General features: G+C 64.2%; 22 protein-coding genes. 13 read left to right on the forward strand and 9 right to left on the reverse strand.

All coding sequences use genetic code 11. The annotated features are described in order from the left end of the window. Positions 1–417: 417 nt before the first annotated feature. Positions 418–2,880, forward strand: a complete 2,463-nt coding sequence (locus AC0L3S_RS17835) for a putative bifunctional diguanylate cyclase/phosphodiesterase (RefSeq protein WP_473280159.1) — start codon at positions 418–420, stop codon at positions 2,878–2,880. Here the strand turns inward: AC0L3S_RS17835 and AC0L3S_RS17840 are convergent. The 3 genes from AC0L3S_RS17840 to thrS all read right to left on the reverse strand — a co-directional run bounded on the left by AC0L3S_RS17840 (position 2,866) and on the right by thrS (position 6,936). Beyond that, positions 2,866–4,134, reverse strand: coding sequence for a serine hydrolase domain-containing protein (locus tag AC0L3S_RS17840; protein ID WP_473280161.1), 1,269 nt, complete (start codon positions 4,132–4,134; stop codon positions 2,866–2,868). The two genes, AC0L3S_RS17835 and AC0L3S_RS17840, sit on opposite strands and share 15 nt — an antisense overlap. 63 nt (positions 4,135–4,197) lie before the next feature. Continuing rightward, a complete protein-coding gene (locus AC0L3S_RS17845; protein WP_473280163.1) occupies positions 4,198–4,761 on the reverse strand; it encodes a nitroreductase family protein in 564 nt (187 codons plus the stop codon). A gap of 93 nt (positions 4,762–4,854) precedes the next feature. After that, positions 4,855–6,936, reverse strand: a complete 2,082-nt coding sequence (gene thrS, locus AC0L3S_RS17850) for a threonine--tRNA ligase (RefSeq protein ID WP_473280165.1) — start codon at positions 6,934–6,936, stop codon at positions 4,855–4,857. A gap of 186 nt (positions 6,937–7,122) precedes the next feature. Between thrS and AC0L3S_RS17855 the strand changes: the two genes are divergently transcribed. Both AC0L3S_RS17855 and AC0L3S_RS17860 read left to right on the forward strand, forming a co-directional pair. Continuing rightward, on the forward strand, positions 7,123–8,295 hold the full coding sequence (locus tag AC0L3S_RS17855; RefSeq protein ID WP_473280167.1) for an MFS transporter: 1,173 nt from the start codon (positions 7,123–7,125) through the stop codon (positions 8,293–8,295). A 92-nt stretch (positions 8,296–8,387) separates the two neighbouring features. Continuing rightward, positions 8,388–8,792: a hypothetical protein gene (locus AC0L3S_RS17860; protein WP_473258737.1), complete on the forward strand. Its 405-nt coding sequence runs from the start codon at positions 8,388–8,390 to the stop codon at positions 8,790–8,792. 44 nt (positions 8,793–8,836) lie between these two features. Here AC0L3S_RS17860 and AC0L3S_RS17865 read toward each other — a convergent pair whose 3' ends face one another. Together AC0L3S_RS17865 and AC0L3S_RS17870 are read right to left on the reverse strand one after the other, a co-directional pair. Then, the gene (locus AC0L3S_RS17865; RefSeq protein WP_473280169.1) at positions 8,837–9,163 is read right to left on the reverse strand and encodes a hypothetical protein; all 327 of its coding nucleotides are present in this window, start codon (positions 9,161–9,163) and stop codon (positions 8,837–8,839) included. A 167-nt stretch (positions 9,164–9,330) separates the two neighbouring features. Then, on the reverse strand, positions 9,331–10,674 hold the full coding sequence (locus AC0L3S_RS17870) for an alpha/beta hydrolase (protein WP_473280171.1): 1,344 nt from the start codon (positions 10,672–10,674) through the stop codon (positions 9,331–9,333). 329 nt (positions 10,675–11,003) lie between these two features. On the opposite strand from AC0L3S_RS17870, the gene AC0L3S_RS17875 reads away from it, so the two are divergent. Together AC0L3S_RS17875 and AC0L3S_RS17880 are read left to right on the forward strand one after the other, a co-directional pair. Next, positions 11,004–12,371: an APC family permease gene (locus tag AC0L3S_RS17875; RefSeq protein WP_473258731.1), complete on the forward strand. Its 1,368-nt coding sequence runs from the start codon at positions 11,004–11,006 to the stop codon at positions 12,369–12,371. Between the two features lie 2 nt (positions 12,372–12,373). After that, a complete protein-coding gene (locus AC0L3S_RS17880) occupies positions 12,374–13,588 on the forward strand; it encodes a hypothetical protein (RefSeq protein ID WP_473280173.1) in 1,215 nt (404 codons plus the stop codon). A gap of 24 nt (positions 13,589–13,612) precedes the next feature. On the opposite strand, the gene AC0L3S_RS17885 is transcribed toward AC0L3S_RS17880, so the two are convergent. Continuing rightward, positions 13,613–14,176 carry a helix-turn-helix domain-containing protein gene (locus AC0L3S_RS17885; protein WP_473280175.1) on the reverse strand — a complete coding sequence of 188 codons (564 nt, stop codon included), beginning with the start codon at positions 14,174–14,176 and terminating at the stop codon, positions 13,613–13,615. A gap of 354 nt (positions 14,177–14,530) precedes the next feature. On the opposite strand from AC0L3S_RS17885, the gene AC0L3S_RS17890 reads away from it, so the two are divergent. From AC0L3S_RS17890 to AC0L3S_RS17900, 3 genes are read left to right on the forward strand one after another with little or no spacing between them, the layout of a single operon-like run. Continuing rightward, positions 14,531–15,844 (forward strand): MFS transporter, encoded by a 1,314-nt coding sequence (locus AC0L3S_RS17890; RefSeq protein WP_473280177.1) that lies wholly within the window; start codon positions 14,531–14,533, stop codon positions 15,842–15,844. A gap of 55 nt (positions 15,845–15,899) precedes the next feature. Continuing rightward, complete coding sequence (locus AC0L3S_RS17895) at positions 15,900–16,421, forward strand: MOSC domain-containing protein (protein WP_473280179.1); 522 nt, start codon at positions 15,900–15,902, stop codon at positions 16,419–16,421. Next, the gene (locus tag AC0L3S_RS17900; protein WP_473280181.1) at positions 16,418–17,374 is read left to right on the forward strand and encodes a PDR/VanB family oxidoreductase; all 957 of its coding nucleotides are present in this window, start codon (positions 16,418–16,420) and stop codon (positions 17,372–17,374) included. The genes AC0L3S_RS17895 and AC0L3S_RS17900 overlap by 4 nt, the downstream gene beginning before the upstream one ends. Before the next feature lie 7 nt (positions 17,375–17,381). On the opposite strand, the gene AC0L3S_RS17905 is transcribed toward AC0L3S_RS17900, so the two are convergent. Both AC0L3S_RS17905 and yidD read right to left on the reverse strand, forming a co-directional pair. After that, the gene (locus AC0L3S_RS17905) at positions 17,382–17,594 is read right to left on the reverse strand and encodes a hypothetical protein (RefSeq protein ID WP_473258716.1); all 213 of its coding nucleotides are present in this window, start codon (positions 17,592–17,594) and stop codon (positions 17,382–17,384) included. A 91-nt stretch (positions 17,595–17,685) separates the two neighbouring features. Next, positions 17,686–18,024 carry a membrane protein insertion efficiency factor YidD gene (gene yidD, locus AC0L3S_RS17910; protein ID WP_473258714.1) on the reverse strand — a complete coding sequence of 113 codons (339 nt, stop codon included), beginning with the start codon at positions 18,022–18,024 and terminating at the stop codon, positions 17,686–17,688. A gap of 253 nt (positions 18,025–18,277) precedes the next feature. Here yidD and AC0L3S_RS17915 point away from each other — a divergent pair, with 253 nt between their 5' ends. Continuing rightward, positions 18,278–19,177 (forward strand): COG3904 family protein, encoded by a 900-nt coding sequence (locus AC0L3S_RS17915; protein WP_473258712.1) that lies wholly within the window; start codon positions 18,278–18,280, stop codon positions 19,175–19,177. Positions 19,178–19,236: 59 nt separating this feature from the next. Here the strand turns inward: AC0L3S_RS17915 and AC0L3S_RS17920 are convergent, their stop codons facing one another. Next, positions 19,237–19,692, reverse strand: coding sequence for an iron-sulfur cluster assembly scaffold protein (locus AC0L3S_RS17920; RefSeq protein WP_275168367.1), 456 nt, complete (start codon positions 19,690–19,692; stop codon positions 19,237–19,239). Positions 19,693–19,921: 229 nt separating this feature from the next. Between AC0L3S_RS17920 and folE the strand changes: the two genes are divergently transcribed. The 4 genes from folE (at position 19,922) to AC0L3S_RS17940 (ending at position 23,589) form a co-directional block, all read left to right on the forward strand. Then, positions 19,922–20,614 (forward strand): GTP cyclohydrolase I FolE, encoded by a 693-nt coding sequence (gene folE / locus AC0L3S_RS17925; RefSeq protein WP_473280183.1) that lies wholly within the window; start codon positions 19,922–19,924, stop codon positions 20,612–20,614. Between the two features lie 27 nt (positions 20,615–20,641). After that, positions 20,642–21,064, forward strand: coding sequence for a phosphoribosyl-AMP cyclohydrolase (gene hisI, locus AC0L3S_RS17930; RefSeq protein ID WP_275168366.1), 423 nt, complete (start codon positions 20,642–20,644; stop codon positions 21,062–21,064). An 81-nt stretch (positions 21,065–21,145) separates the two neighbouring features. Further along, positions 21,146–22,207 (forward strand): lytic transglycosylase domain-containing protein, encoded by a 1,062-nt coding sequence (locus AC0L3S_RS17935; protein WP_473280186.1) that lies wholly within the window; start codon positions 21,146–21,148, stop codon positions 22,205–22,207. 206 nt (positions 22,208–22,413) lie between these two features. Beyond that, positions 22,414–23,589 carry a DUF2336 domain-containing protein gene (locus AC0L3S_RS17940; protein WP_473280189.1) on the forward strand — a complete coding sequence of 392 codons (1,176 nt, stop codon included), beginning with the start codon at positions 22,414–22,416 and terminating at the stop codon, positions 23,587–23,589. The last annotated feature ends 128 nt before the right edge of the window (positions 23,590–23,717 follow it).

Genomic DNA, 23,717 nt, shown 5'->3' on the forward strand with positions numbered 1-23,717 from the left:
GACGAAGCAAAGCTCGGGCGAAATGCGCCGCGAGGCTGCGATCCCATGTCGGTTGTCCAACAACGGTCTCGTGCCCCGGACGCAGCGCAGCGCCTCTTGGCGGTGCGCTGCAGAGCCGGTGCCCATGCGACAGCGTGCCGTGGGACCTGCTGGGTCCCGGCTCTGCGCAGCAGCGTAAGAACGCTGCAGCGCGTCCGGGACACGAGAGCAGCGGACCCTGTTGCGACACGTCCGCTCGCAATGACTATGCCGGACGCTCGGCGCCTTCGCACAACCGTCATAGTCTCTAACGCCCACTAACCAACGTCCGACTTTAAACTGTCATAATCGCTGAACGGAACCCGCGCTCGCGCGCTCTTTACACGTCGTTAAGAGCGGCTGCATTGGATGCGGCGGGAATGTGCGTTGGGGACTGCCATGAGTGCCGTAAAGAAAGTGTCGGGAAAACCGGCCGCCGAAATGTTCGACGACATCCCGGTGCTTCAGCGCAAATGGCGTGCCGCGTTGAAGCCGGGCGAACGGCTGCCGCGCTACGAGGACGTGATGCTCGGCAGCCTGGGACGGCTCGCTGACCACATCGCGCTGCTCAAGGGCGACGGCGCGCTCGAACTGTCGCGCAGCGGACGCTACGTGCAGAAATGGCTCGACGAAGAGCGTTGGGACATCCCGGTCGCCGCGCTCTCGCCCGATTGCGCAACCGCGCTGTCGGAAGCCGCGGCGAGCGCGCTTGCCAACGGGCGGCCGCACCTGGCGAGCGCCCATTGCGTGCGCGACGGCATGGTCAGAACATTTGATGTGCTGGCGCTGCCGACCGCATCGCGCTGGGGCGCGACGCTGGTCGGCGCCTACATCAACGAACGCGGCGCGCAATACAATCTCCTGGACGCGATCTTCGCTTCGACCGACGACGCGGTGGTCTCGCTGGCGACGCTGCGCGATGCGGGTGGTAAGCCGTTCGATCTCCAGATCGTGCACCACAACAAGAGTGCGGGCCTTCTGTTGAAGGCCGAAGGCGCGGGCCTGTTGTGGCGCCGGATCGGCGAGGGAGACACGCTGCTGGCCTCGCTTGAAGTCATGGAATTCCTGCTCAGGGCCGTCTCCGGCGGCCGCGGCGAGCAGCTCGAGATCGAGAGCGACGGACGGCATCTCCGGCTGAGCGCCACGGCGTTCGCGGACGTGGTCTCGCTGACGATCTCGGATGTCACTGTGTTGAAGCGGCGCGACGCCTCGTTCCGCCTGCTGTTCGACAACAACCCGATGCCGATGTGGGTGTTCGACGCCGGGAGCAAGCAGTTCCTCAGCGTCAACGACGCCGCGGTCCAGCATTACGGTTATAGCCGCGCCACCTTCCTGCGCATGAAGTTGCACGAGATCTGGCCGCAGGACGAGTGGGACAGCCACGCTGAGGCGCTCGAACGCGTCGGCGACTCCTATCACTCCTTGCGCAACTGGCGGCATTTGCGCGCCGACGGCAGCGAGATCGAGGTGCTCACCTTCGGCCGCCGCGTCGCCTTCGACGATCGCGACGGCTATCTGGTCGCGGTGGTCGACATCACCGAACGGCGCAAGGCCGAGGCGCGGATCGCCCATATGGCGCACCATGACGGGCTCACCGATCTGCCGAACCGCGAGTATTTCCAGGAGCGCTTGAAGCAGGCGCTCGACCAGGCCGGCGGAAGACGGGTCGGCGTGCTCTACGTCGATCTCGACCTGTTCAAGAACATCAACGATTCCTTCGGCCATCCGGTGGGCGACCGCCTGTTGAAGGAGGTTGCCGCCCGTCTGAGCACCGCGGTCCGCGGCGCCAATCTCGCGGCCCGGCTCGGCGGTGACGAGTTCGCGGTGATCCTGGCAGCCGACGTCTCGCCCAACGAGGCCAGCGCCTGCGCGGGCTTGCTGATCGACATGCTGAAGGCGCCCTATGAGATCGACGGGCAGGAGATGGTGATCGGCGCCAGCATCGGCATCGCGCTGTCGCCGGGCGACGGTACGACGTCGGAAGAGTTGATGCGGAACGCCGACATGGCGCTGTACCGGGCGAAATCGGACGGCGGCGGCGTGCATCATTTCTTCGAGCGCGAGATGGACCTGCAGGCGCAGAAGCGCCGTGACATGGAGCTCGATCTGCGCCGTGCGTTCACCAATGGCGAGTTCGAGCTGCACTACCAGCCGCTGGTCTCGATCGCCTCCGACCGCATCTCGGGCTTCGAGTCGCTGCTGCGTTGGCATCACCCCGACAAGGGCATGATCTCGCCGGCGGAGTTCATTCCGGTCGCCGAGGACATCGGCCTGATCACCCAGCTCGGTGAATGGGTGCTGCGCGTGGCTTGCTCCGAGGCGGTGAAATGGCCCGCGGACGTCAAGGTCGCGGTCAATCTGTCACCGGCGCAGTTCCGCAGCCGCAACCTGGTTCAGGTCGTGATTTCGGCACTGGCGCAGTCCGGCCTGTCGCCGACGCGGCTCGAACTGGAGATCACGGAGTCGATCTTCCTGGCCGAAACCGACGCCAATCTCGCCATCCTGCACCAGTTGCGCGAGCTCGGCGTCAGCATCTCCATGGATGATTTCGGCACCGGCTATTCCAGCCTCAGCTATCTCCGCAGCTTCCCCTTCGACAAGATCAAGATCGACCGCTCCTTCGTCAAAGATCTGGCAGGGCGGCCCGATTGCGTCGCGATCGTTCGCGCGATCTCGGGGCTTGGCCGCAGCCTCAACATCACCACGACCGCGGAAGGCGTCGAGACCGAGGATCAGCTCGCGTGGTTGCGCGCCGAAGGCTGCAACGAAGTGCAGGGCTTCTTGTTCAGCGCGGCGCGGCCCGCCGCCGAGATCGCAAAGCTGCTCGCGGATTTCGGCCAACGCGCTTCACGGGCGGCGTAACTCGGACGGATAACAGTCATAGACCAGCGCCTTGAAAGCAGGCGTGATGCGGCTACGCTCGTTCTGGGTCTGCTGCATCAGCAGGTAGACCATGTCGAGCTTGGGATCGACGCCGAAATAGGTGCCGCTGCCACTATCCCATTTCAACTCGCCGAGCGAGCCCGGCGGCGGCGGTTTGGCGTTTCCGGGATCGGTCCGCACCGCGAGACCATAGCCATAGCCGAAGCCGTCGCCCGGAAAATAGAAATAGTCGCGCGCGACGCCCGAGCCCGGCCCGATATGATCGGTCGTCATGGCCTTGAAGGCCGCAGGACTCAGATAGCGCTTGCCGTCGAACTCGCCGCCATTGAGCAGCATCTGCGCGAAGCGCTGATAGTCGGTGATGGTCGAGAGCAGCCCGCCGCCGCCGGACTGCCATTCGGGATGGTCGAGGCGGTCGCGCTCGGCGGCAAGCAGGATGTTGTCGTTCGGCAGCGGCCGCGCCATCCGCGCGAGCTCGTCTTCTGTCGCCAGCGCAAACTTGGTGCTGCTCATGCCGAGCGGATCGAAGATACGCTGCTTGAGGAACGCGTACAGCGTCTGGCCGGAGATGATCTCGATGACGCTGCCGAGCACGTCGGTGGAATGACCGTAGCGCCACAGCGTCCCCGGCTGCCGCGCCAGCGGCAGTTTTGCGATGCGTACGGCGAATTCCCTGTTGTTGAATTGACCCTCGAAGATGTTGGCGGCCTTGTAGGCCTGCTCGACCCATTTGCCGCCAATGTAGTCGTAGCTGATGCCGGAGGTGTGCCGCAGCAGATCCTCGATGTTGACGGGACGGATCGGGGCCACGAGATCCAGATGTAACGTGCCGTCGGGATTGGTGACCTCGAGGCCCACCTTGGTGTCGGCGAAGAGAGGAATGTATTTCGACACGGGATCGGCGAGCGCGAGCTTGCCCTCGTCGATCAGCATCATCGCGCCAAGACACGTGACCGGCTTGGTCATGGAGTGGATGGCGAAGATCGTGTCGGGCGTCATCGCGAGGCCCGTCCTGGTGTCGCGCACGCCGAAAGTCTTCAGATAGACCGGCTTGCCGTGCTGCTGGACCAGCACCACGACGCCCGGCAGCCGGCCGCTCGTCACCTCGTTGTCGAAATACGCTGTGATACGATCGAATCCGTCGGACGACGGAGCAGGGGTGTCGGCGGCGCGGCTTCGCGCCATCGTGCCGGCCAGCAGGGCGGCTCCGACCAGAAATTCACGACGCTTCATCCGGGCTTCCTCCCTTGCCGGGATCAAAGCCGCAAGACGTCGAAGGCGTCAACACGCCTTCGATTAAAATCGCGTCACGATTTCAGAAAGGACCGGTCGCGGCCGGTCTTCGCTCGGCCTGGTCGGCTTGCCGATATGGACGAATCCGGCGAGTTTCTCGTCCGGCTTGAGGCCGAGGCCATCCAGCACGTCGCGATCGAACGAGAACCAGCCGGTCAGCCAGCAGGCGCCGTAGCCAAGCGCGGTCGCGGCCGTAACGATGTTCATGACGCTGGCGCCGGCCGACAATTCCTGCTCGAACGCCGGCACCTTCGGATGCGGTTTGGTGAAGCTGACGATGCCGATCACCAGCGGCGCATCCATGAGGCGTTTGCGCTCGATCTCGATATCGGACGCCGGCGCGCCGGGATTGTTCCGGGCAAACACCTTCGCGATCACTTCGCCGGCGCGCTGGCGCGCATCGCCCTCGAAGATGATGAAGCGCCAGGGCGCGAGCTTGCCATGGTCGGGCACGCGCGCGCCGATGGTGAGGATGGTCTCGAGCTCGGCCGGGGAGGGGCCGGGTCCGGACATCTCGCGCGGCTTGACCGAGCGGCGGGTCTTCAGGAGTTCGATGGCGTCGGGCACTGCGGTTTCCTTTTCGGCTGGTCGTCGGGCGTGCAGTCCCCACATAGGAATGCACGCCCGCAACCGAAAGCGAGTTTAGACCGATTTCAGATGTCAGGCCGCGCCGCGCGCCCGCTTCACATCCGGCGGGGTCGCTTCGTCGACCAGGGCGGCGATGGCCTCCACCGTCGTCGTCACTTGCTGACCGTCGCTGCCGAGCCGGCGGATCGAGACCGATTGCGTCTCGGCCTCTTTCTTGCCGACCACGAGCAGTGCCGGAATCTTGGCCAGCGAATGCTCGCGGACTTTGTAGTTGATCTTTTCGTTGCGCAGGTCGATCTCGGCCCGAAGTCCCGCACGCCGGACCTGCTCCAGCACCTGCTTGGCATACTCGTCGGCTTCCGACGTGATGGTGGTGACCACCACCTGCACCGGCGACAGCCAGAGCGGGAAGTTGCCGGCATAGTGCTCGATCAGGATGCCGATGAAGCGCTCCATCGAACCGCAGATCGCGCGATGCACCATGACCGGCGGCTTCTTGCCGCTGTCGTGGTCGATGTAGAACGCACCGAACCGTTCCGGCAGGTTGAAGTCGACCTGCGTGGTGCCGCACTGCCAGTCGCGGCCGATGGCGTCGCGCAGCACATATTCGAACTTCGGCCCGTAGAAGGCACCTTCGCCCGGATTGATCTCGGTCTTGATGTGATTGTTCTGCGACTGGATCTCGCGCAGCACCGTCGCCATCACGCGCTCGGCGTGATCCCACATCGCGTCGGTGCCGACGCGTTTCTCCGGCCGGGTCGACAGCTTCACGGTGAGGTCGCCGGTGAAGCCGAAATCGGCGTAGGTCGACAGAATCAGTTCGTTGATCTTCAGGCACTCGTCGGCGAGCTGATCCTCCATGCAGAAGATGTGCGCGTCGTCCTGGGTGAAGCCGCGCACGCGCATCAATCCATGCATCGCGCCGGATGGTTCGTACCGGTGCACCACGCCGAACTCGGCGAGCCGCAGCGGCAGGTCGCGGTAGCTCTTGAGGCCATGCTTGAAGATCTGCACGTGGCCTGGGCAGTTCATCGGCTTCAGCGCGAACCAGCGCTTGTCCTCGGCCTCCTCGCCGGCCGACTGCGCCGCGAACATGTTCTCGCGGTACCAGCCCCAATGGCCGGAGGTCTCCCACAGCGACTTGTCGAGGATCTGCGGGGCATTGACCTCGCTGTAGTCGCCGGCCAGGCGCCGCCGCATATAGGCGATCAGCTGCTGGAAGATGGTCCAGCCCTTGGCGTGCCAGAACACGACGCCCGGACCCTCCTCCTGGAAGTGGAAGAGGTCGAGCTCGCGCCCGAGCTTGCGATGGTCGCGCTTTTCCGCTTCCTCGATCTGCTTCAGATAAGCGTCGAGGTCCTCCTGCTTGGAGAATGCCGTGCCGTAGATGCGGGTCAGCATCGGGTTGTTGCTGTCGCCGCGCCAATAGGCGCCGGCCACCTTCATCAGCTTGAAGGCGTTGCCGACCTTGCCGGTCGAAGTCATGTGCGGGCCGCGGCAGAGATCGAACCAGTCGCCCTGGTAATAGATCTTGATCGGCTCGTTGCCGGGAATGGCGTCGACCAGCTCGACCTTGAACGCCTCGCCCTTGTCGCGGAACACCTGTTTGGTCTTTTCGCGATCCCAAACCTCCTTGGTGAAAGGTTTGTCGCGCGCGATGAGCTCGCGCATCTTTTTCTCGATCGCGGCAAAGTCTTCCGGCGTAAACGGCTCGTTGCGGAAGAAATCGTAATAGAAGCCGTTCTCGATCACGGGGCCGATGGTGACCTGGGTGCCCGGCCACAGCGTCTGCACGGCTTCGGCCAGCACGTGGGCGCAGTCATGGCGGATCAGCTCGAGCGCGCGCGGATCGTCGCGGTTGATCAGCTCGATCCTGGCATCGGCTTCGATGGGATCGTCGAGGTCGGAGACCACGCCGTCGAGCGCCATCGCGACCGTGCGCTTGGCCAGCGACGGCGAAATGCCCTTGGCGAGATCGAGACCGGTGATGCTCTTGGCGTATTCACGCCGGGCGCCGTCCGGGAAGGTGAGGGTGATTTTTTCCGGTGGGGTCACGGGTCTCAAATTGCTGAGGCTGTACTGAAAGCCGGATTCGGATTTGGGCTGTTCGGACTTGGACTGGTCCTTGGACGGGTCCTTGGGCTGGTCGGTCATGGCATGTCTCCTGAGGCTCACTCCTGCGAACGAGCGCAGGTAAGCGGGAACGAGCGATATATCAGGCGATTCGGCCTGCGCAATCCGGCATTTCCAAGAAACCGGCGCGCAAAAGCGGGGGCGCTGCACGAACTATTCCGAGCAATGCCCTTTAACTGGTCGCAAGGCGGTTCTACATGCGCTTGCATGGAAAATGCACACGCCGGCCGTTTCGCGTCAACCGCCCTGATGCTCGGCAATCTCGTCACCGGCTGCTCGGTGTTGGCACCGGCGGGCATGCTGCCGGAATTGGCGACGGGGCTCGACGTCAGCATCCACGCGGCCGCGCTCCTGATCACCTTCGGGGCTGTCATCCTCTGCATCGGCTCGCCGCTGACGGCATGGCTCACCAGCCGGATCGAGCGCCGAACGCTGCTCACCACGACGCTGGCGGTGCTCGCCTTTGGCAATCTGGCCTCGGCCATTGCGCCCGATTATGCGAGCCTCCTCGTCATCCGCCTGGTGATGCTCGCGGTCGGCGCGCTCTATACGCCGCAGGCCGCCGGCACGGCGGCGCTGATCGTGCCGGTGGAGCGTCGCGGCAGCACGATTGCCTACATCTTTCTCGGCTGGTCGCTCGCTGCCGCCGTCGGCTTGCCGCTGATCACCTTCATCGCCAGCCGCTATGGATGGCGCGCGGCCTATGGCGGCATCGGCACGCTGGGCTGCGTCAGCTTGCTGCTGTTGCTGATGCGGCTGCCGGCGGGCTTGAAGGGGACGCCGGTGGACCTGAAGACCTGGAGCGCGGTCGGTCGCAACAGGACGATCCTGCTGCTGCTTGCGATCACGATGTTGCAGATGTCGGGGCAGTTCGTGGTGTTCACCTTCATGGGGCCGCTGCTCAACAAGCTGACCGGCGCGGGGCCGGATGCGATCGGCCTGGTGTTCGCTCTCTACGGCGTCTGCGGCTTCCTCGGCGTTGTCATCGCGACCCGCATCGTCGACACATCAGGGCCCTATCGCACCTCGCTCCTGTTTACCTGCCTGTTGCTTGCGGGGATCACGGGCTGGGCGCTCGGCGCCGGCACGCTCGCGTTGATGGCGGGTGCGGTCGCGATCTGGGGCCTCGGTTTTGCCTCGACCAATTCGATGCAGCAGGTCCGGCTAGTCTCGGCCGCACCGTCGCTGGCATCGGCGACCGTCGCACTCAACACCTCCGTCCTCTACATCGGCCAAGCGGTCGGCTCGGCCGTCGGCGGACTGCTGTTCGCCCGCGAACTCCTGCATACGCTCGGCTTCGTCGCGGTCGGTTTCGTCGTGCTGGCGCTGATCCTGGTGGTCCTGACCCGGCCCCCGCTGGCAACTGCCGCCCCGGCCTGAACGGAAGCGTGCCTGTGTGCGCAAGGTGCTTGGCAAACCGCGCGCCGGGAGGCTAGAAGGCCGGTCATGGGGACCAAAGAGGGTTGACTGAAATGAGGATGATTCTGGCGGTTGCCGCGGTGCTCTATTCAGCCTCCGCGTTTGCACAAGCCGACAAGCCACCACCAATGGTCGGGGACAAGCCGTTGGTTCAGGTCAAGCCCAAGGGCACCAAGGGGGGCACTACGGCGGGGACCAAGGAGGCCGCGGCCAAGCCGGCTGCGGCGCCCAAGGGCAAGCCACAGTCTATCGCGGCGCGGCTCCAGGCTTGCCTGGAACTCGATGACGGCACCAAAGACCGGCTCAATTGCTACGACGCCGTCATCGCGCCGACTCCGAAGCCGAAGCCCGCAAAGGCCAAAGGCTACGCCGATTGTCGTTTCTTCAAGGAAGAGGACGAGCGGCTGGCCTGCTTCAACGGCTTTGCCGAGAGCATTCCGAAGCTGCCAAAAACCTGAGGGCAAGACCTGAGGCCCATGGCCAAGGTCCAGCAGCCGGGCGGTTAGTCGCTGATCCGGCTCAGCACGGCCCTGAAGGCAACGCCCGGCAGTTGCAGTGCGGTGCCTTCGAATTCCGCCGTGTCGCCATCCTCCCGGCCGGCGAGCGTCAGCGTGATCCGGTCAAGACCGAACAACGCCTTGAAGCAAGGGTCGTCATTGTGGCGCTCGGTCGAGATCTTGACTCTGATGCTGTCGCCTTCGCCCGTGCAGGTGCCGATGAATGCGAACGCGGAATTGCCGCCGCGCATCTTGCCATCGGTCACATAGACGACGCCGCAACCGGTGCCGTGAACCGTGTGGAAGTCGACCTTGTAGAGTCCCTGACGCACTGCATGTCCCCGCAGAATCCAAAATACAACTTGGCCGGCAAAGTATGATTGTTGCCAGTGGAAGCAATCCGGTGGGCCCCGGGAACGTCGGCCGTCAACATCACGTTTTGATCAAGGCTCGAAAGAATTGCGGGCCGTGCAGCCAAATGCCGACGGGCGCAATATCGCTACCGGCTCGATGCGGGTGGATTGGTGGAGGCCACGCGGGTGAGCGCGAGTGATGGCGTCGCTGACATCTTCACCAGGACGTCCTTGAGCGGGTCCCGCGTCCAGGCGCGGGTCACATAGTCACGATGGGTGATGCCGTCTCCGGTTTCGACGAACACCACGCTGCCCGGACGCAAGGGGCCGTCCATGTCTTCGGAGACGGTGATGCCCTTCTGCCGCAGCGTGCTCATCAGTTCGCGGTCGCGCCGCGCGGTGTAGCGGGTGTAGGAGCTGACGAAGAAGCCGGAGCGGTGGCTCTCGATCCATGAGGCGAACTTGTCCATCTCGCCATAGACCGCGTCGAGCAACACGACGCCGCGGACACGATCGCTGATGCCGCCGACCTCGAGGCTCCAGGCCGTCGGCAGGAAGCCGCCGCTGTAGCCGACGATCACGATCGGCATGTTGGCGAAGGCGCGGGCGCTGTTGGGATCGCCGGTGAGGCGGGCGAGATGGTTCGCCGACTCGTCGATGAAGCGTTTGAGACCGCCGGCCTGCCAGAATTTTCCTGCGCTGGAATCGGCGGCATCGACCGCCATCTGCGGTGCGAGCAGGATGGCATTGGCGCCGGAATCGGTGATCTGTTGCGGCACCAGCTGGCGGTCGCGCACGTCGCGCTCCAGCGTCGCGCCATTGCCGTGGAAGAACACCACGATCACGCCTGGCTTTCGCACGTCGAAATGTTCGGGCACGTGCATCAAGACGCGGTTATCGTTGTAAGTCTCGTCCTGCCAGAACACGCGCCCGGAATAGCTGCGGTGGCCGCGGCGGTCGCCCTTGGAGATGTTGAGGAATGGCGCGTCGGAGGCAGGGTTGTTGCCGAAATAGGGGAAAGCTGACGACTTCATGCTGACGAGCGTCGTCAGGTCCTCGCGCGGCGGACGCTGGTAGGGGGCCTGCGGCGCGAGCGAAGCGACCTTGTAAGGCGCCTGCTCCGGCTGCTGCTGCACGGCGCGCTTGGGTGAGAAGTCCGACATCTGCCGTTGCAGAAAACCCTCGCTCGCGGATGGAAAGCGCTCCTTGAACTGAGGGGCCGGGAAGCGATCCTCGAACGTGTCGTTGCTCGCGACCTGCTGGTTTGTCTTGACAACGATCTGAACGTTGGCTTGGGCGTTGCCTTGGACGTTGGCCTGCGAGTTCGCCGCGAGAGCTGCCGGATTGGGCGCCTTGCCGCATTGAACCAGGGTCAGCGACAACGGCACCAAGGCTGAGATCAGAGCGATCCGAGGCGCACGACCGCGTGCGCCGGACGTGGTCCGGTCGGCGCGGATGTCAGCTCTCGGTTTCGGAACGGCCCCGACCATTCACCCATGACCCCAAGTCATGACCACAAGTCCATCGGCAATCATTAAGGCAATTGAGCCGATGGGCGTTTAGGCGACGTTAAGTGTCCGGAGAAACTTCCCCACATCCGGAACGCTCAAAAGGACCACGCAATCGTGTCGTGATTGTGGGGGACGGGAGCGGGATGTCCCGGTGTTTACGAAGCTTTATTGCCCTGATCGTGGATTAATGGTGCTAGAGTACCGAAGTGACCCCGCCTCATTTAACCCTTGTTAACCCTGCTTGAATTGACTGGACCGAGCTGCACGATGCTTCCCACGAGGCGTGACGCCTGAGGTTGAGGACGGCGATGACGGCATCAGATGCGGGTACTGCACCCTGGACCGGCCGGCTGACCGGAAGCGGGTCGGGGGTCTCCGTTTTGGTTGCGACCGCCATCGTCGTGGCCGACATGATCGGGGTCGGCGTCTTCACCAGCCTCGGCTTCCAGGTCAAGGACATCCCATCGGGCTTCTCGATCCTCCTGCTGTGGACCGTCGGCGGCATCGTCGCGCTGTGCGGGGTGTTCTCCTACAGCGAGCTCGGCGCCATGTTTCCGCGCTCGAGCGGCGAATACAATTTCCTCGGCCGTGCCTATCATCCCGCCTTCGGCTTTCTCGCCGGCTGGGTGTCGGCGACGGTTGGTTTTGCAGCACCTGTCGCGCTCGCCGCGATGGCCTTCGGCGAATACGCCAAATCGGTCGTGCCCGGTGTGCCGCCGATCCCGCTTGCCATCGCCGTGGTGTGGCTGGTCTCGGTCGTGCAACTGACCGGGGTCAGGCACTCCTCGACCTTCCAATTGATCTCGACCATTTTGAAAGTCGTGCTGATCGTTGCTTTCCTGGTTGCAGGCTTCATCGTCGGCGTGCCGCAGCCGATCGCCTTCACGCCGCAGGCGGGCGATCTCGCGCACATTGTCAGCGCGCCTTTCGCGATCGGGCTCGTCTTCGTGATGTATTCGTTCTCGGGCTGGAATGCCGCCACCTACATCATCGGCGAGATGAACATGCCGCAGCGGGACCTGCCGCGTGCGCTGCTCGCGGGCACGCTGATCGTGCTCGTGTTGTACGTCGCGCTGAATGCAGTGTTTCTCCATTCGACGCCGGTCGGCGCGCTCGCGGGTCAGCTCGACGTCGCCAGCGTCGCCGGCAGCGCGATTTTCGGCAATTTCGGCGGCCGGATCGTCGGCGCGATGATCTGTTTCGGCCTGATCTCCTCGATCAGCGCGATGATGTGGATCGGCCCGCGCGTGATGATGACGATGGGGGAGGACATTCCGGCGTTGCGCGTGTTTTCGCAGAGATCGGTGCGCGGCGCGCCGGCGTATGCCATCCTGTTTCAGCTCGCCGTCGCCAATCTGCTGCTGTTCACGCGCAGCTTCGAGGCCGTGCTCGACTTCATCCAGTTTGCGCTGCTGTTCTGCTCGTTCTTCACGGTCGCCGGCGTCATCAAGCTGCGCATCACGGATCCCGATTTGCCCCGGCCCTATCGCGCCTGGGGATACCCGTTCACGCCGCTCGTTTTCCTGCTCGTGACCGCCTTCATGATGTACTATTTGTTGATCGAGCGGCCCGTGCAATCGCTGTCGGGGATGCTCGTCATGGTCTCGGGCCTGTTGATTTATGCTGTTTTCCGCAGGCGGCCGGTCGCCGCTGGCATCTCATCACATTGCGAATAGACATGTTTCGACCCATGAGAATTGCGGCCGTCGCTCTCACCTTGCTGGCTGCGGCCGTCTCGTCCGCACGTGCCGCCGAGGCAACCTTCGATGATACCGCGCGCTTCCTCGCGGGCATGCAGCCTTCCGCGGATTCGCCGCTGGTGCCGCTCACAAAGGACCCGGGCTGGCAACGCCACGCGAGATTCTTCGACGGCGCCTTCGCCCAGCTCGAGGAGCGCCAGCTCTCGAAGATCCGCAACTGGGCCGACGTCAATCTGGCGGCGCCCAGGCCGACCATGTTTTATTTGTTCAGCGGCCCCGATTTTCTCTACGCCAACGCCTTCTATCCCAAGGCCAGCACTTACGTGCTCGGCGCGCTGGAGCCGGTCGGTGCGGTGGCTGACCTGACGCGATTGCCGCGCGGTTCGGTCGGCGCCGCGCTCTACAATGTCGAGCGCTCGCTTGGCTCGATCTTGAGTTTTTCCTTCTTCATCACCAAGCAGATGAAGGTCGACCTGCACACCAACCAGGTCAACGGCACCTTGCCGATCCTCTATGTCTTCCTCGTCCGCTCCGGCAAGACGATCCGCAATGTCGAGATGGTCGCCCTCGACGACAAGGGCGGTGTGCATGTCGGCAACGGCAATCCCGGACCGAACGCGACGCGCGGCGCCCGTATCACCTTTGCAGGCCCCGACGGCGAGGCGCGCACGCTGTATTATTTCTCGACCGATCTCTCCAATTCGGGTGCACGCGCAGCAGGGTTCCTGAAGTTCTGCGAGACGCTCGGCCCCGGCAACAGCCTGATCAAGAGCGCGTCCTATCTGCTGCACTCCGGCAATTTCACCGTGGCGCGCGACTGGTTGCTCGCCAACAGCGCGACCATCGTCCAGGACGATTCCGGCATTCCGCTTTCGAGCTACAATTCGCGGCAATGGCGGTTCTTCCCGTTCGGCCGCTATCTCGGACCCATCAGCGAATTTCCCGGCCGCTACCAGGAACGCTACGCTGCGCTGTTCACGCGCGCCCAGCCGATCGATTTCGGCGTCGGCTACCGGTGGCGGATGCACGAATCGAACTTGCTGCTGGCGGTGAAGGTGCCGGGAAGCGAGACGGCGCCGGGCGCTGAGACCACCTCGTCCGCCGAGCCGTCGCCGAAACCGCCGCGTCCGAAGCGGCCACGTCCGCCCGAGCCGGTCCCGCCGCCACCCGGGCGCTTTTTCTGGTCCCGTTAAGCGTGGTGCTAGGTAGGCCCGGCGTTACGCCGCGGAGCTCTGGGCGACGACGACCAGGACCTCCGCCTTCTGCCGGCCGAGGCTCCTGACCTCGTGCGGTGTCTCGCCCGAAAAATACAGGCAATCGCCCTTGCCGAGGACGAGTTCTTCGCCGTCGAGCTTGATCGCGATCTTGCCGTTGATGACAAACAGCAACTCCTCGCCCGCATGTGAGGCGCGCGTCGCCGATTTGTGCGGTGGGCTCAGGAGGAACGGCTCCATCATCTTGCGGGTGCGGCCGGTTGCCAGGGGCACCACGCCAAAAGTGTCCTGAAACAGCGGTGCGTTGCCGCCCTCACGGCGGAACAGCGTGTAGCGCGGCGCGGGCTCGGCGTTCGGGTCGAAGAAGGTCGCGACGTTGAGCTCGAGCGCGGCTGCCATCCGCAGCAGGGCGGCGAGCGAAGGGATCTTCAGGTTGCGCTCGACCAGCGAGATATAGCCGCGCGTGAGATCACTCTGCTTGGCAAGCTGGTCCAGCGTCAGGCCCTTGGCGATCCGCGCCTGGCGAATGTTGGCCCCGACAGCTGCCGCTTTGCTGACGTCAAGCACGCATGAGTCTCCCGAATTGCTGACGTCTCTTTTGCAACAGATGCCGCTCGACTGCCAGTCCGGCGGGGCGTGCTGTCCCTTCGGCCCCGTGAGGATGTTTTCCAAAAGAAAACTAGTGCGCAGAAATTTAGAGCAAGGGCGCGGATATTGTAAGCAGAAACTCTGGAACATGGCGTGAATCGGCTCAAAAGAAGTGCACTTAGCGTGTTTTGCCGCTCCATACGGCATTTGCCGCGTTCCGCGCCGTTAATTTCCACCAGTAAACATGATCGATTTTTACCGTCCGGGCTGCCGATGGGCTCCGCGGACAGAGCCAACTGCTTTCCATGGCGCCGGTACCTTTTGGAGACATCGATGACCGTAGCAGACGACGTAACCCTGAACGTAGCGCCGGACGAGGCGGCGAGCTTGCGGCGGATCGTGTGGTCGAGCGTGATCGGCACCGCGGTCGAATGGTACGACTTCCTCATCTACGGCACGGCGACAGCGCTGGTCTTCAACAAGGTCTTCTTCGCTGCCGGCAATCCCGCGCTCGCCACCATCGCGGCCTTCGGCACTTATGCGGTCGGCTTTCTGGCGCGACCGCTTGGCGCCGCGATCTTCGGTCACTACGGCGACCGGGTGGGCCGCAAGGCGATGCTCGCGATCACGATCATGGTGATGGGCATCGGCACCTTCCTGATCGGCCTGCTTCCGACCTATCAGCAGATCGGGATCGCCGCGCCGCTGCTCTTGATTGGCCTGCGATTCCTCCAGGGCATTGGCCTCGGCGGCGAATGGGGTGGTGCGGTGCTGATGGTGGTGGAGAATTGCCCGACGCACCGCCGCGGCCTGCTCGGCAGCATGGTGCAGGTCGGCAATCCCATCGGCAATCTCGCCGCGATCGGCATGTTTGCGCTGGTGGCGAGCCTGCCGGAAAGTGAGTTCATGTCCTATGGCTGGCGCATTCCGTTCCTGATCTCGATCCTCTTGGTCGGCGTCGGTCTCTACATCCGCCTCAATATGGAAGAGACCGTGGCCTTCCGTCAGGTCCAGGCCAAAAAGGAGGTCGCAAGTCTGCCGCTGGTCGAGATCTTCAGACATCACCGCCGGCCTTTCTTTACCGCGGTCGGGCTGAAGATCTCGGAGATCGCCTATGCCAGCATCGGCGGCGTGTTCGTGATGTCCTACGCCACGGCGAATCTTGGCTTGTCTCGTACGGTGGTGTTGAACGGCGCCTTCGCGGCATCGCTGGTCGCGCTGCTCGCCATTCCGCTGTTCGGCTGGCTGTCCGATATCGTCGGCCGCAAAAAGATGTTCTATGCAAGCTGTCTGTTTTCGGCGCTGTTTGCCTTTCCGCTGTTCTGGCTGCTCAACACGCGCGATCCCACCATCGTCATCTGCACCATCGTGGTCGCGATTACTTTCGGACAGATGGTGATGTTCGGCATCGGCGCGCCCTGGTACTCCGAGCTGTTTTCCGCGCGGCTGCGCTATAGCGGCGCCTCGCTCGGGTTTCAGGTCGGTGCTGCCATCAGTGGCGGATTGACGCCGCTGATTGCGGCGGCTCTGATGGCCTGGAGTGGTGGCGCCACCTGGCCGGTTTCGCTGCTGCTGATTGGCTGCGCCGCCATCACGGCGACCGCGACCACGTTCGCGCCGGAAACGGCGAACAAGGAACTGACCTGATCCCGCGGCGCGCCGCTGCTGGCGGCGCGCCATCGGTTCTCAAAAGGATTTTGTCATGCTCGATGAGATAGACGCCGGCTCGGCCGATAGCACAGCACGCCTTGGCTGGACTGGCTTGGTCCGCTTCCTCCATCTCGCCCCGCGCGCGTTCCTGCCAATGCGCGCGATGGAGCAACTCGCGCTCGTCGCCGGCCAAGGGATCGAGGGCGACCGCTACATGATCGGGCGCGAGGAAGGATTTTATTCGCACAAGCCCGAAGAGGGCCGGCAGGTCACCCTGTTCGAACTCGAAACCTTGATCGCGCTCAAGCGCGACGCGGGAATCGAACTCGGTCCCGAGGAGCATCGCCGCAACGTGACGGTCGAGGGCGTGCCGTTGAACCACCTGGTCGGCCGCCGCTTCTGGTTAGGTGAGACCTTGCTGGAAGCAACCCGGTTATCGATTCCATGCCGGCATATCGAGGAGATCACCGGCAAGGCGATCTTCGATCCGCTCATCAACCGCTCGGGCCTCAACTGCAGGATATTGCAAGGCGGCATCGTCAGGGTCGGCGACGCCGTGCGGAACGCGCCATGAGTGCGCGGCCCATAACGACGATCAAGACGGTTGTCGCCGGCATCGAAGGGGCTGGTACGGGGATCAAGGTGTTCACGTTGGCCGATCCCGACCGTTGGGCCTTGCCGTCGTTCAAGCCTGGCGCCCACATCGACCTGCATCTGCCGAACGGTCTCGTGCGGACCTATTCGCTGTGCAATGAGCCAGCCGACAACTCGCGTTACGTCATCGCGGTCAAACGCGAGGCCGACGGGCGCGGCGGTTCGCGCGCGCTTCACGACCAGGTTGGCGTAGGTGACATCATCGGCGTGTCACTGCCGCGCGGCGGGCTGGGGCCGGCTGCGGACATTGCGCGCCATGTGTTCGTCGCGGGCGGCATCGGCGTGACGCCGTTCCTGTCGATGGCACGTCACCTCCTGCAGATTGGCAATGCAGACTTTGTGCTGCACCTAATCGTGCGCGAGGAGGTGCCGCTTGCCGCCCGCCTCGCGCCGCTGATCGAAGCGGGGCGTGTCGTCGTGCACCGCACCTCCTCGGCCGGGCGTCCGGATCTGGCGTCGCTGGTCGGAGAGGTCGGGGTGCAGACGATGGTCGCCTGTTGCGGGCCGGAAGGCATGACCGACGAGTTCGAGCGCCTGACCGCAGCCTGGCCCGCAGCCAATGTTCACATCGAGCGTTTCGTCGCGCCGCCACCGGTGATCGACCCTGACGCAAAGCCCTTCACGCTGTCGCTGGCGCGTACGGGGACGGAAATCCAGGTTCGCGCCGGCCAGACCATGCTGGCCGCCTTGCAGGAAGAAGGCATCGATATATCGACGTCCTGCTGCGGCGGCATTTGCGGCGCCTGCAAGGTCGGCTGGATCGAGGGCAAGCCCGTGCACCGCGATCGCGTCCTGTCGCCGTATGAGCGCGAACGCTTTCTCATGATCTGTGTCGCCGGATCGGACGCCGACCGGCTGGTGCTGGACCTCTAAGTCCAGCCTACCAGTGCACGCTCTGGCTCGGCACGATGAACGCCGTCGTACTGGGCGGCGTGGCCGTGCTCGTCGCCAGATACCAGCCGGAGCCGACCGCGAGCGTCAGGAGGACGATAATGGCGAGCATGTCGAGCGTTCTGGGATCGTGGCCTCGCGAACCACCCCGCGAATCCGGTCCAGACCTGAAGTGAAAATGAGGGCTGATTTTCCAGCGCATTGTTGTTTCCTCCCGCGGGAGCATCACATCAATGCGAGAAGAGAGTTTCGGTTCCACTCAAGGTAGCGACGCGTGAGGCGCCGCGTCGTGCTCAGGATGCGTTGACACCGCGCCAGCGGGCGTATCGCCAGGGCAGATACCAGCGCGAAGCTTGCGGCGCGGTGAGGGGCACGTTGTCGATGCCCGAGGTGCCGAAAGGGTTGCAACGGAGCAGGCGCGCCAGCGTCATCCAGCCGCCGGCCCACAGCCCGAATCTTTCAATCGCCTCGTCGCCATAGGCGGAGCAGGTCGGCAGGTGCCGGCAATTGTAGCCAACCAGCGGCGAGAGCGTGTGGCGATAGAGCCAGATCAGCGCGCGGCCGAATCTGCGCGGAAGCCGGAGTGCGCCCGCGACGGGATTGGAACAGTGCTCGCAGGCTGATTGCTTCATGGGCGCTTTGCCGAGATCGTGGGCGAGGTTCTGCGCGGTTCCGGCGCAGGGAACTATAAGCTGTTGTTTGTACGTCATATTTTGCGTGCTTTTTGGGAGCAGTGCAGCAAGTGCCTATGGACGAGCTGTATTCCCCCGGATACCATTTTTGTGACGTTCATGTGAGACTCATTGGAACGTCAGAACGGGGCTTGGCTGAGTCGGCTCGCCGTAAGGCTTGGGCTAAAGCTTGGGACTTGGGGAAGGGACCAGTTTGAAACTTCTGAAGGCGCTCAAACTTCGCGGCTGGTTGCTGGTGGGAACCGCTGCTTGTGGAGTCGTGCTGGCTGGCGCCGTCGCGACGCTCGGGTCGTCGGCTCGGGCCGGTGTTGCCCTCGAAGAGCGCAAGCTGCCAATGAAGTTCGTCTGGGTCGCCTGCGAGCCGAATTGCCGCGGGTGGGTCAGTGCGGTCGGCATCATCACCGCCGATACGCCCAAAGACTTCGAAGAGTTTTCCCGCGGACGCCAGCTCGGCGGCGCCACCGTGGTGCTCGATTCCAGCGGTGGTTCCGTCAACGACGCGATCACGCTCGGCCGGCGCTTCCGCAATCTCGGACTCTTAACCACGGTCGGTATCAGCATTCAGAACCGCGGCGGGCAGTCGGTTCGTCCGGCGGTCGCGCCTCAGGCCTATTGCGAATCCATGTGCGTGTTCCTGCTGCTTGCCGGCAAGAAGCGCTACGTGCCGGAAGCGGCCCATGTGCGGGTCCACCAGATCTGGATGGGCGATCGCGCCGACGATGCCAAGGCCGCGAGCTACAGCGCGCAGGATTTGATGATCGTGGAGCGCGACATTGGCCGGCTCGCCAAATACACGTTCGACATGGGCGGTGCCGGCGATCTGCTATCGCTCGCGCTCAGCGTCCCGCCCTGGGAAGATCTGCACGAGCTCGATGCAGGCGAGCTCAAGCTCACCAATCTCGTCACGACGGATCTCGTGGCCGACGTGCTGCCGCATGTCGACATCTCCGCGCCGGCAATGGCGGAGCTTGCACCGAAGACCCAGGCGAGATTCGGTGCGGAACCGGAGCAGCCTGCCAAGTCGACCAAGACGGCGGAAGCCTTGGTGCCGACGGGCGGCGTGGCCACGCCGGTTGCGGCGTCGCAAAAATAGCCTCAAATCTCTGATCTTATTTCCGGGCCCAGCGACGAGCCCGGGATCGGCCTCCGCAATCAGCCTTGCGCCGCAGCCGGCTGCTTCGCCTTCGCCTCGATCTGGCCAATGGCATCGACCACGGCATCGAAGGTCAGGAGCGTCGAGGCGTGGCGCGCCTTGTAGTCGCGGACCGGCTCGAGGAACTTGATCTCTTCCCATTTGCCTTCGGGAGGCGCGCCGTTCTCCTTCAGCATCTTGCGAACAGTTTCGCGTAACTCACGGAGTTCGCTCGCAGTCGATCCGACGATCTGACTTGCCATGATGGATGAAGAAGCCTGTCCCAGCGCGCAAGCCTTCACGTCGTGGGCGAAGTCGGTGACCTTGTCGCCCTCCATTTTGAGGTCGATCTTGACGGTCGAGCCGCACAGCTTGGAGTGGGCGGTGGCGGTGGCATCGGGATCCGACAACCGTCCGAGCCGCGGAATATTCCCGGCCAGTTCGATGATCCGCTTGTTGTAAATGTCGTTCAGCATGTGATGGAGTCCAGCAGGATCGGCCTTGGCGTGCGCCGTCCACGGCCCTATATAGGGTCGGAACTGGCGGAAAAACAGTCGAGCGCTGCGGCAGTGGTGTGATCCAGAACCGTGCTGCCGGCGTTAATTTGAAGACCTTTTCGCCGAAACTGTTCTCTCAGGCGTCCGGCGGCTCGCCGCCCCGTCTGCCGGTGACACTCCGGCCGCAAGGCCGTCGAACGGAGTAGACATGGACGCTACAATCAAATCCATCCGCCCCAACAAGCCCTCCGACCGGCAGCCCGAGAGCCGTCCGGCGGAGCTTGATCCTTCCGAATTCCTCGCCGCCGCCGTCCGCGCCGACCAGCCGCGCCCGGCGCGCGCCGAGGCCGAGCAGGCGGTGAAGACGCTGCTCGCCTATATCGGCGAGAATACCAACCGCGAGGGCTTGCTCGACACGCCGCGCCGCGTGGTCGAGGCTTTCGACGAACTCTATCAGGGCTACCACCAGTGCCCGGCCGAGGTGCTCGATCGCACCTTCGGCGAGACCGCCGGCTATGATGATTTCGTCCTTGTGCGCGACATCGAGTTCACCTCGCAATGCGAGCATCACATGATGCCGTTCTACGGCAAGGCGCACATCGCCTACACGCCGGTGGAACGCGTGGTCGGCCTCTCGAAGCTTGCGCGCCTCACCGACATCTTCGCCCGCCGGCTCCAGACCCAGGAGCATATGACCGCGCAGATCGCGGCGGCGATCGACGAGAGCCTCAAGCCGCGCGGCGTTGCCGTGCTGATCGAGGCCGAGCATACCTGCATGTCGGTGCGCGGCGTCGCCAAGCATGGCGCCTCCACCTTCACCAGCCGCTTCACCGGCATGTTCCGCGACAATCCGGCGGAGCAGGCTCGTTTTCTGTCCCTGGTGCGAGGCCTGCAGCGCTGACCTCGCGAATAGACCGGCGAGGGCACTGTGTCCGCTCACTCCCATGAAACCGAGGAAGGTCTCGCCTTCCTTCCCAGGTTCGACGCGGCCGGTCTCGTGACGGTCGTCGCGACCGACGTCGCCACCGGCGACGTTCTGATGGTCGCGCACATGAACGACGAGGCGCTGCGCAAGACCATTGCGACCGGCGAGGCCTGGTATTTCAGCCGCTCGCGCAATGCCTTGTGGCGAAAAGGTGAGACCTCGGGTCAGACCCAGCGCGTGGTCGAGATCCGCACCGATTGCGATCAGGATGCGGTCTGGCTCCGCGTCGAGCAGATCGGCGCGGCGTGTCACACCGGCCGCCGGTCCTGCTTCTACCGCAAGGTAGAGGCCGAAGACGGCGGCGCCAGGCTTGTCTTTGTCGATGCGGACAGGCTGTTCGATCCGGACGCGGTGTACAAGAAATAGTCCTTCGGTCCTGCGGGTGCTGGCCTGGATTAACCCCGCATTAACCATACCTGTCCCACGGTGAGACGACAGGGCGCCGAATTGCCGGCGCCGCTCAACGCCGCACGGGCCGGGCACTTCATTATGTCGGTCGACAATTCCAGTGCCTCTCAGACGGCGGTTCTCGATCCGTCGCGGGCACGCGTCGCCGGTGCGATCAAGCAGGCCTCTAACGTCGGTGGCGTCAGCTTCCAATACATGCTGACCACCGCCAAGATGGAATCGGATTTCGATCCCACGGCGGGGGCGACTACGTCATCCGCGCACGGGCTCTATCAGTTCATCGAGCAGACCTGGCTCGGCACGGTCAAGGAAGCGGGCACCCAGCTCGGCTATGGCAATTATTCCGACGCCATCACCAGGACGTCGTCGGGCACCTACACCGTCGATGATCCCGCGATGAAGCGGTCGATCATGAAGCTGCGCGACGATCCGGAGGCCGCCTCCAGCATGGCGGCGGCGCTGACGCAGTCGAACAGCTTCAAGCTCACCGGCCTGCTCGGCCGCAGGCCGTCCGACAGCGAACTCTACATGGCGCATTTCATGGGCGTCGGCGGCGCCGCGAAACTGATCGCCAATGCCGAGGACAATCCGCAAGCGGTCGGCGCGCGGTTGTTTCCCAACGCGGCGTCCGCCAATCGCTCGATCTTCTACGCCAAAGACGGCCGCGCGCGCAGCGTCTCCGAGGTCTATTCCGTGCTGGATGCACGCTACGCCGGCGCGGCAAATTCGAAAACCACTCGCAGCGCGATGGCGATGTATGGTGGCACGCCGTCGACCACGCAGGTCGCGAGCGCCAACGGCATACAGCCTGCCGCGCCGCTGATCGAGAATGCCGCGTATCTCCAGACCTTTCCGAACACGCGTGCGGTGACGCCGGTCAGCGCGACGGCGCCGACGACGGTCGCGGAAAATGCACCGAGCACGCCGGTGTTTCGCTCGATCTATCAGCCCGGCGACACCACCCAGCCGGTCTCGACGACCGTGCAGAAATTGTGGGGCAACAATGCCTCGCTCACTTCGGTCGCACCCGCGACGCCCGACGTCCGGCCGCCCCAGCCCCTTGATCTTTTCAGCGATCGCAGCGGCACGTTCTCAAGCTAACACGCACTCCCGTGTCTCGGACACGTCGCGGCGTGAACGCTGCTGCGCAGGGTCCGGTGCGTCAACGGGCCGTCTTTGTTCCCTTAACAAAACGTCAATAAAACCAGCGAGTTATGGTGAACGCTTTGTTAAGCGTCGTGGTTTATTTTGTGTTGCAGGTGACAAGCCGTCACCGCTTCGTCTTCGTTGCGTAAGCCGGAAGCACCATGATTGTTCGGCAGTTCATCAATTGGATCAGGACGGCGCCCGCTGGCGAGCGGGCCGAGGCAACGCGGGCGCTGGCCCGGGCCTGGCTGATCTCAGACCTTTCCCATGACGACCGGGTTGCCGCTGAAGGTGCGCTTCTGATGCTGCTCGACGATCCCTCGCCGCTGGTGCGGCAGGCGATGGCCGAGGCGTTTGCGCGCAGTAGCGAGGCCCCGGCGTCGATCGTGCGGGCACTGTCGGCGGACCAGCCGACCGTCGCGTTGCCCGTGCTCGAACATTCTCCGCTGCTGATCGACGCCGATCTCGTCGACATCGTCGCGACCGGCAACGACGAGGTGCAGTGCGCGGTCGCGCGCCGCATCGCGCTGCCGGTATCGGTCTGCGCCGCTATTGCCGAAGTCGGCTGCGCGGCGGCAGCGCTCGAGCTGATCGAAAATCCTCATGCCGAGCTTGCGCCGTTCTCCTGGGATCGCATCGTCGAGCGTCACGGGCATCTCGCCGCGATCCGCGAGGCGATGCTGGTGCTGGAGGATCTGCCGTCCGCAACGCGCGCCGCGCTGGTGGCAAAACTCTCGGAGACGCTGGCTCAATTCGTCGTGGCCCGGAACTGGCTGACTGCCGACCGCGCCGAGCGCATCGCGACCGAGGCGCGCGACCGCTCTACCATGAACATCGCGGCGCGCTCGCGCGGCGAAGACATGGAAGGTCTTGTTCGGCACCTGCGCATCACCGGCCAGCTCACCGCGGGTCTCATTCTGCGCGCGCTGCTGTCGAGCAATCTGGATCTGTTCGATGCAGCGCTGGCTGAGCTCGCCGAGCTGCCGCTGGCGCGCGTGTCCGCGCTGCTGCACGATCGCGGCGGCAACAGCCTGCACGCGCTGCTCCGCCGCGCCGGGCTTCCCGAGGCGACGTTTGCGGCCTTCCAGGTCGCGCTCGATGCCTGCCACGAGCAGGGCTTCGTCGACAGCGACGACAATGCAGCGAGGCTGCGCCGCCGCATGGTCGAGCGCGTGCTCACCCATTGCGAGACCGACCGTGGCGCGACCGAGCCGCTGATGGTCCTGCTGCGCCGCTTCGCCACCGAATCCGCGCGCGAAGAGGCAAGGCTGTTCTGCGACGAGCTGGTTGCGGAGGAGGCGGTTGATCGGGTCTACGACGGTCTGATTGCGGCCTGAATTGTCGCTTATGTCGCCCCGGCGAAGGCCGGGGCCCATACCGCGAGGTCTCGCAAGCGAAGCGAGATGGCCGACGCCTTCTGCAACAATTTCCGCTGGTGGGTATGGGTTCCGGCCTTCGCCGGAAC

This window comes from Bradyrhizobium sp. Ken01, assembly GCF_055807355.1.

Coding starts and splice junctions, on each gene's coding strand:
- AC0L3S_RS17835 (WP_473280159.1), top strand. CDS start 418: ATGAGTGCCGTAAAGAAAGTGTCGGGAAAACCGGCCGCCGAAATGTTC.
- AC0L3S_RS17840 (WP_473280161.1), bottom strand. CDS start 4,134: ATGAAGCGTCGTGAATTTCTGGTCGGAGCCGCCCTGCTGGCCGGCACG.
- thrS (WP_473280165.1), bottom strand. CDS start 6,936: ATGACCGACCAGCCCAAGGACCCGTCCAAGGACCAGTCCAAGTCCGAA.
- AC0L3S_RS17855 (WP_473280167.1), top strand. CDS start 7,123: ATGGAAAATGCACACGCCGGCCGTTTCGCGTCAACCGCCCTGATGCTC.
- AC0L3S_RS17860 (WP_473258737.1), top strand. CDS start 8,388: ATGAGGATGATTCTGGCGGTTGCCGCGGTGCTCTATTCAGCCTCCGCG.
- AC0L3S_RS17870 (WP_473280171.1), bottom strand. CDS start 10,674: ATGGTCGGGGCCGTTCCGAAACCGAGAGCTGACATCCGCGCCGACCGG.
- AC0L3S_RS17875 (WP_473258731.1), top strand. CDS start 11,004: ATGACGGCATCAGATGCGGGTACTGCACCCTGGACCGGCCGGCTGACC.
- AC0L3S_RS17880 (WP_473280173.1), top strand. CDS start 12,374: ATGTTTCGACCCATGAGAATTGCGGCCGTCGCTCTCACCTTGCTGGCT.
- AC0L3S_RS17890 (WP_473280177.1), top strand. CDS start 14,531: ATGACCGTAGCAGACGACGTAACCCTGAACGTAGCGCCGGACGAGGCG.
- AC0L3S_RS17895 (WP_473280179.1), top strand. CDS start 15,900: ATGCTCGATGAGATAGACGCCGGCTCGGCCGATAGCACAGCACGCCTT.
- AC0L3S_RS17900 (WP_473280181.1), top strand. CDS start 16,418: ATGAGTGCGCGGCCCATAACGACGATCAAGACGGTTGTCGCCGGCATC.
- AC0L3S_RS17905 (WP_473258716.1), bottom strand. CDS start 17,594: ATGCGCTGGAAAATCAGCCCTCATTTTCACTTCAGGTCTGGACCGGAT.
- yidD (WP_473258714.1), bottom strand. CDS start 18,024: ATGAAGCAATCAGCCTGCGAGCACTGTTCCAATCCCGTCGCGGGCGCA.
- AC0L3S_RS17920 (WP_275168367.1), bottom strand. CDS start 19,692: ATGCTGAACGACATTTACAACAAGCGGATCATCGAACTGGCCGGGAAT.
- folE (WP_473280183.1), top strand. CDS start 19,922: ATGGACGCTACAATCAAATCCATCCGCCCCAACAAGCCCTCCGACCGG.
- AC0L3S_RS17940 (WP_473280189.1), top strand. CDS start 22,414: ATGATTGTTCGGCAGTTCATCAATTGGATCAGGACGGCGCCCGCTGGC.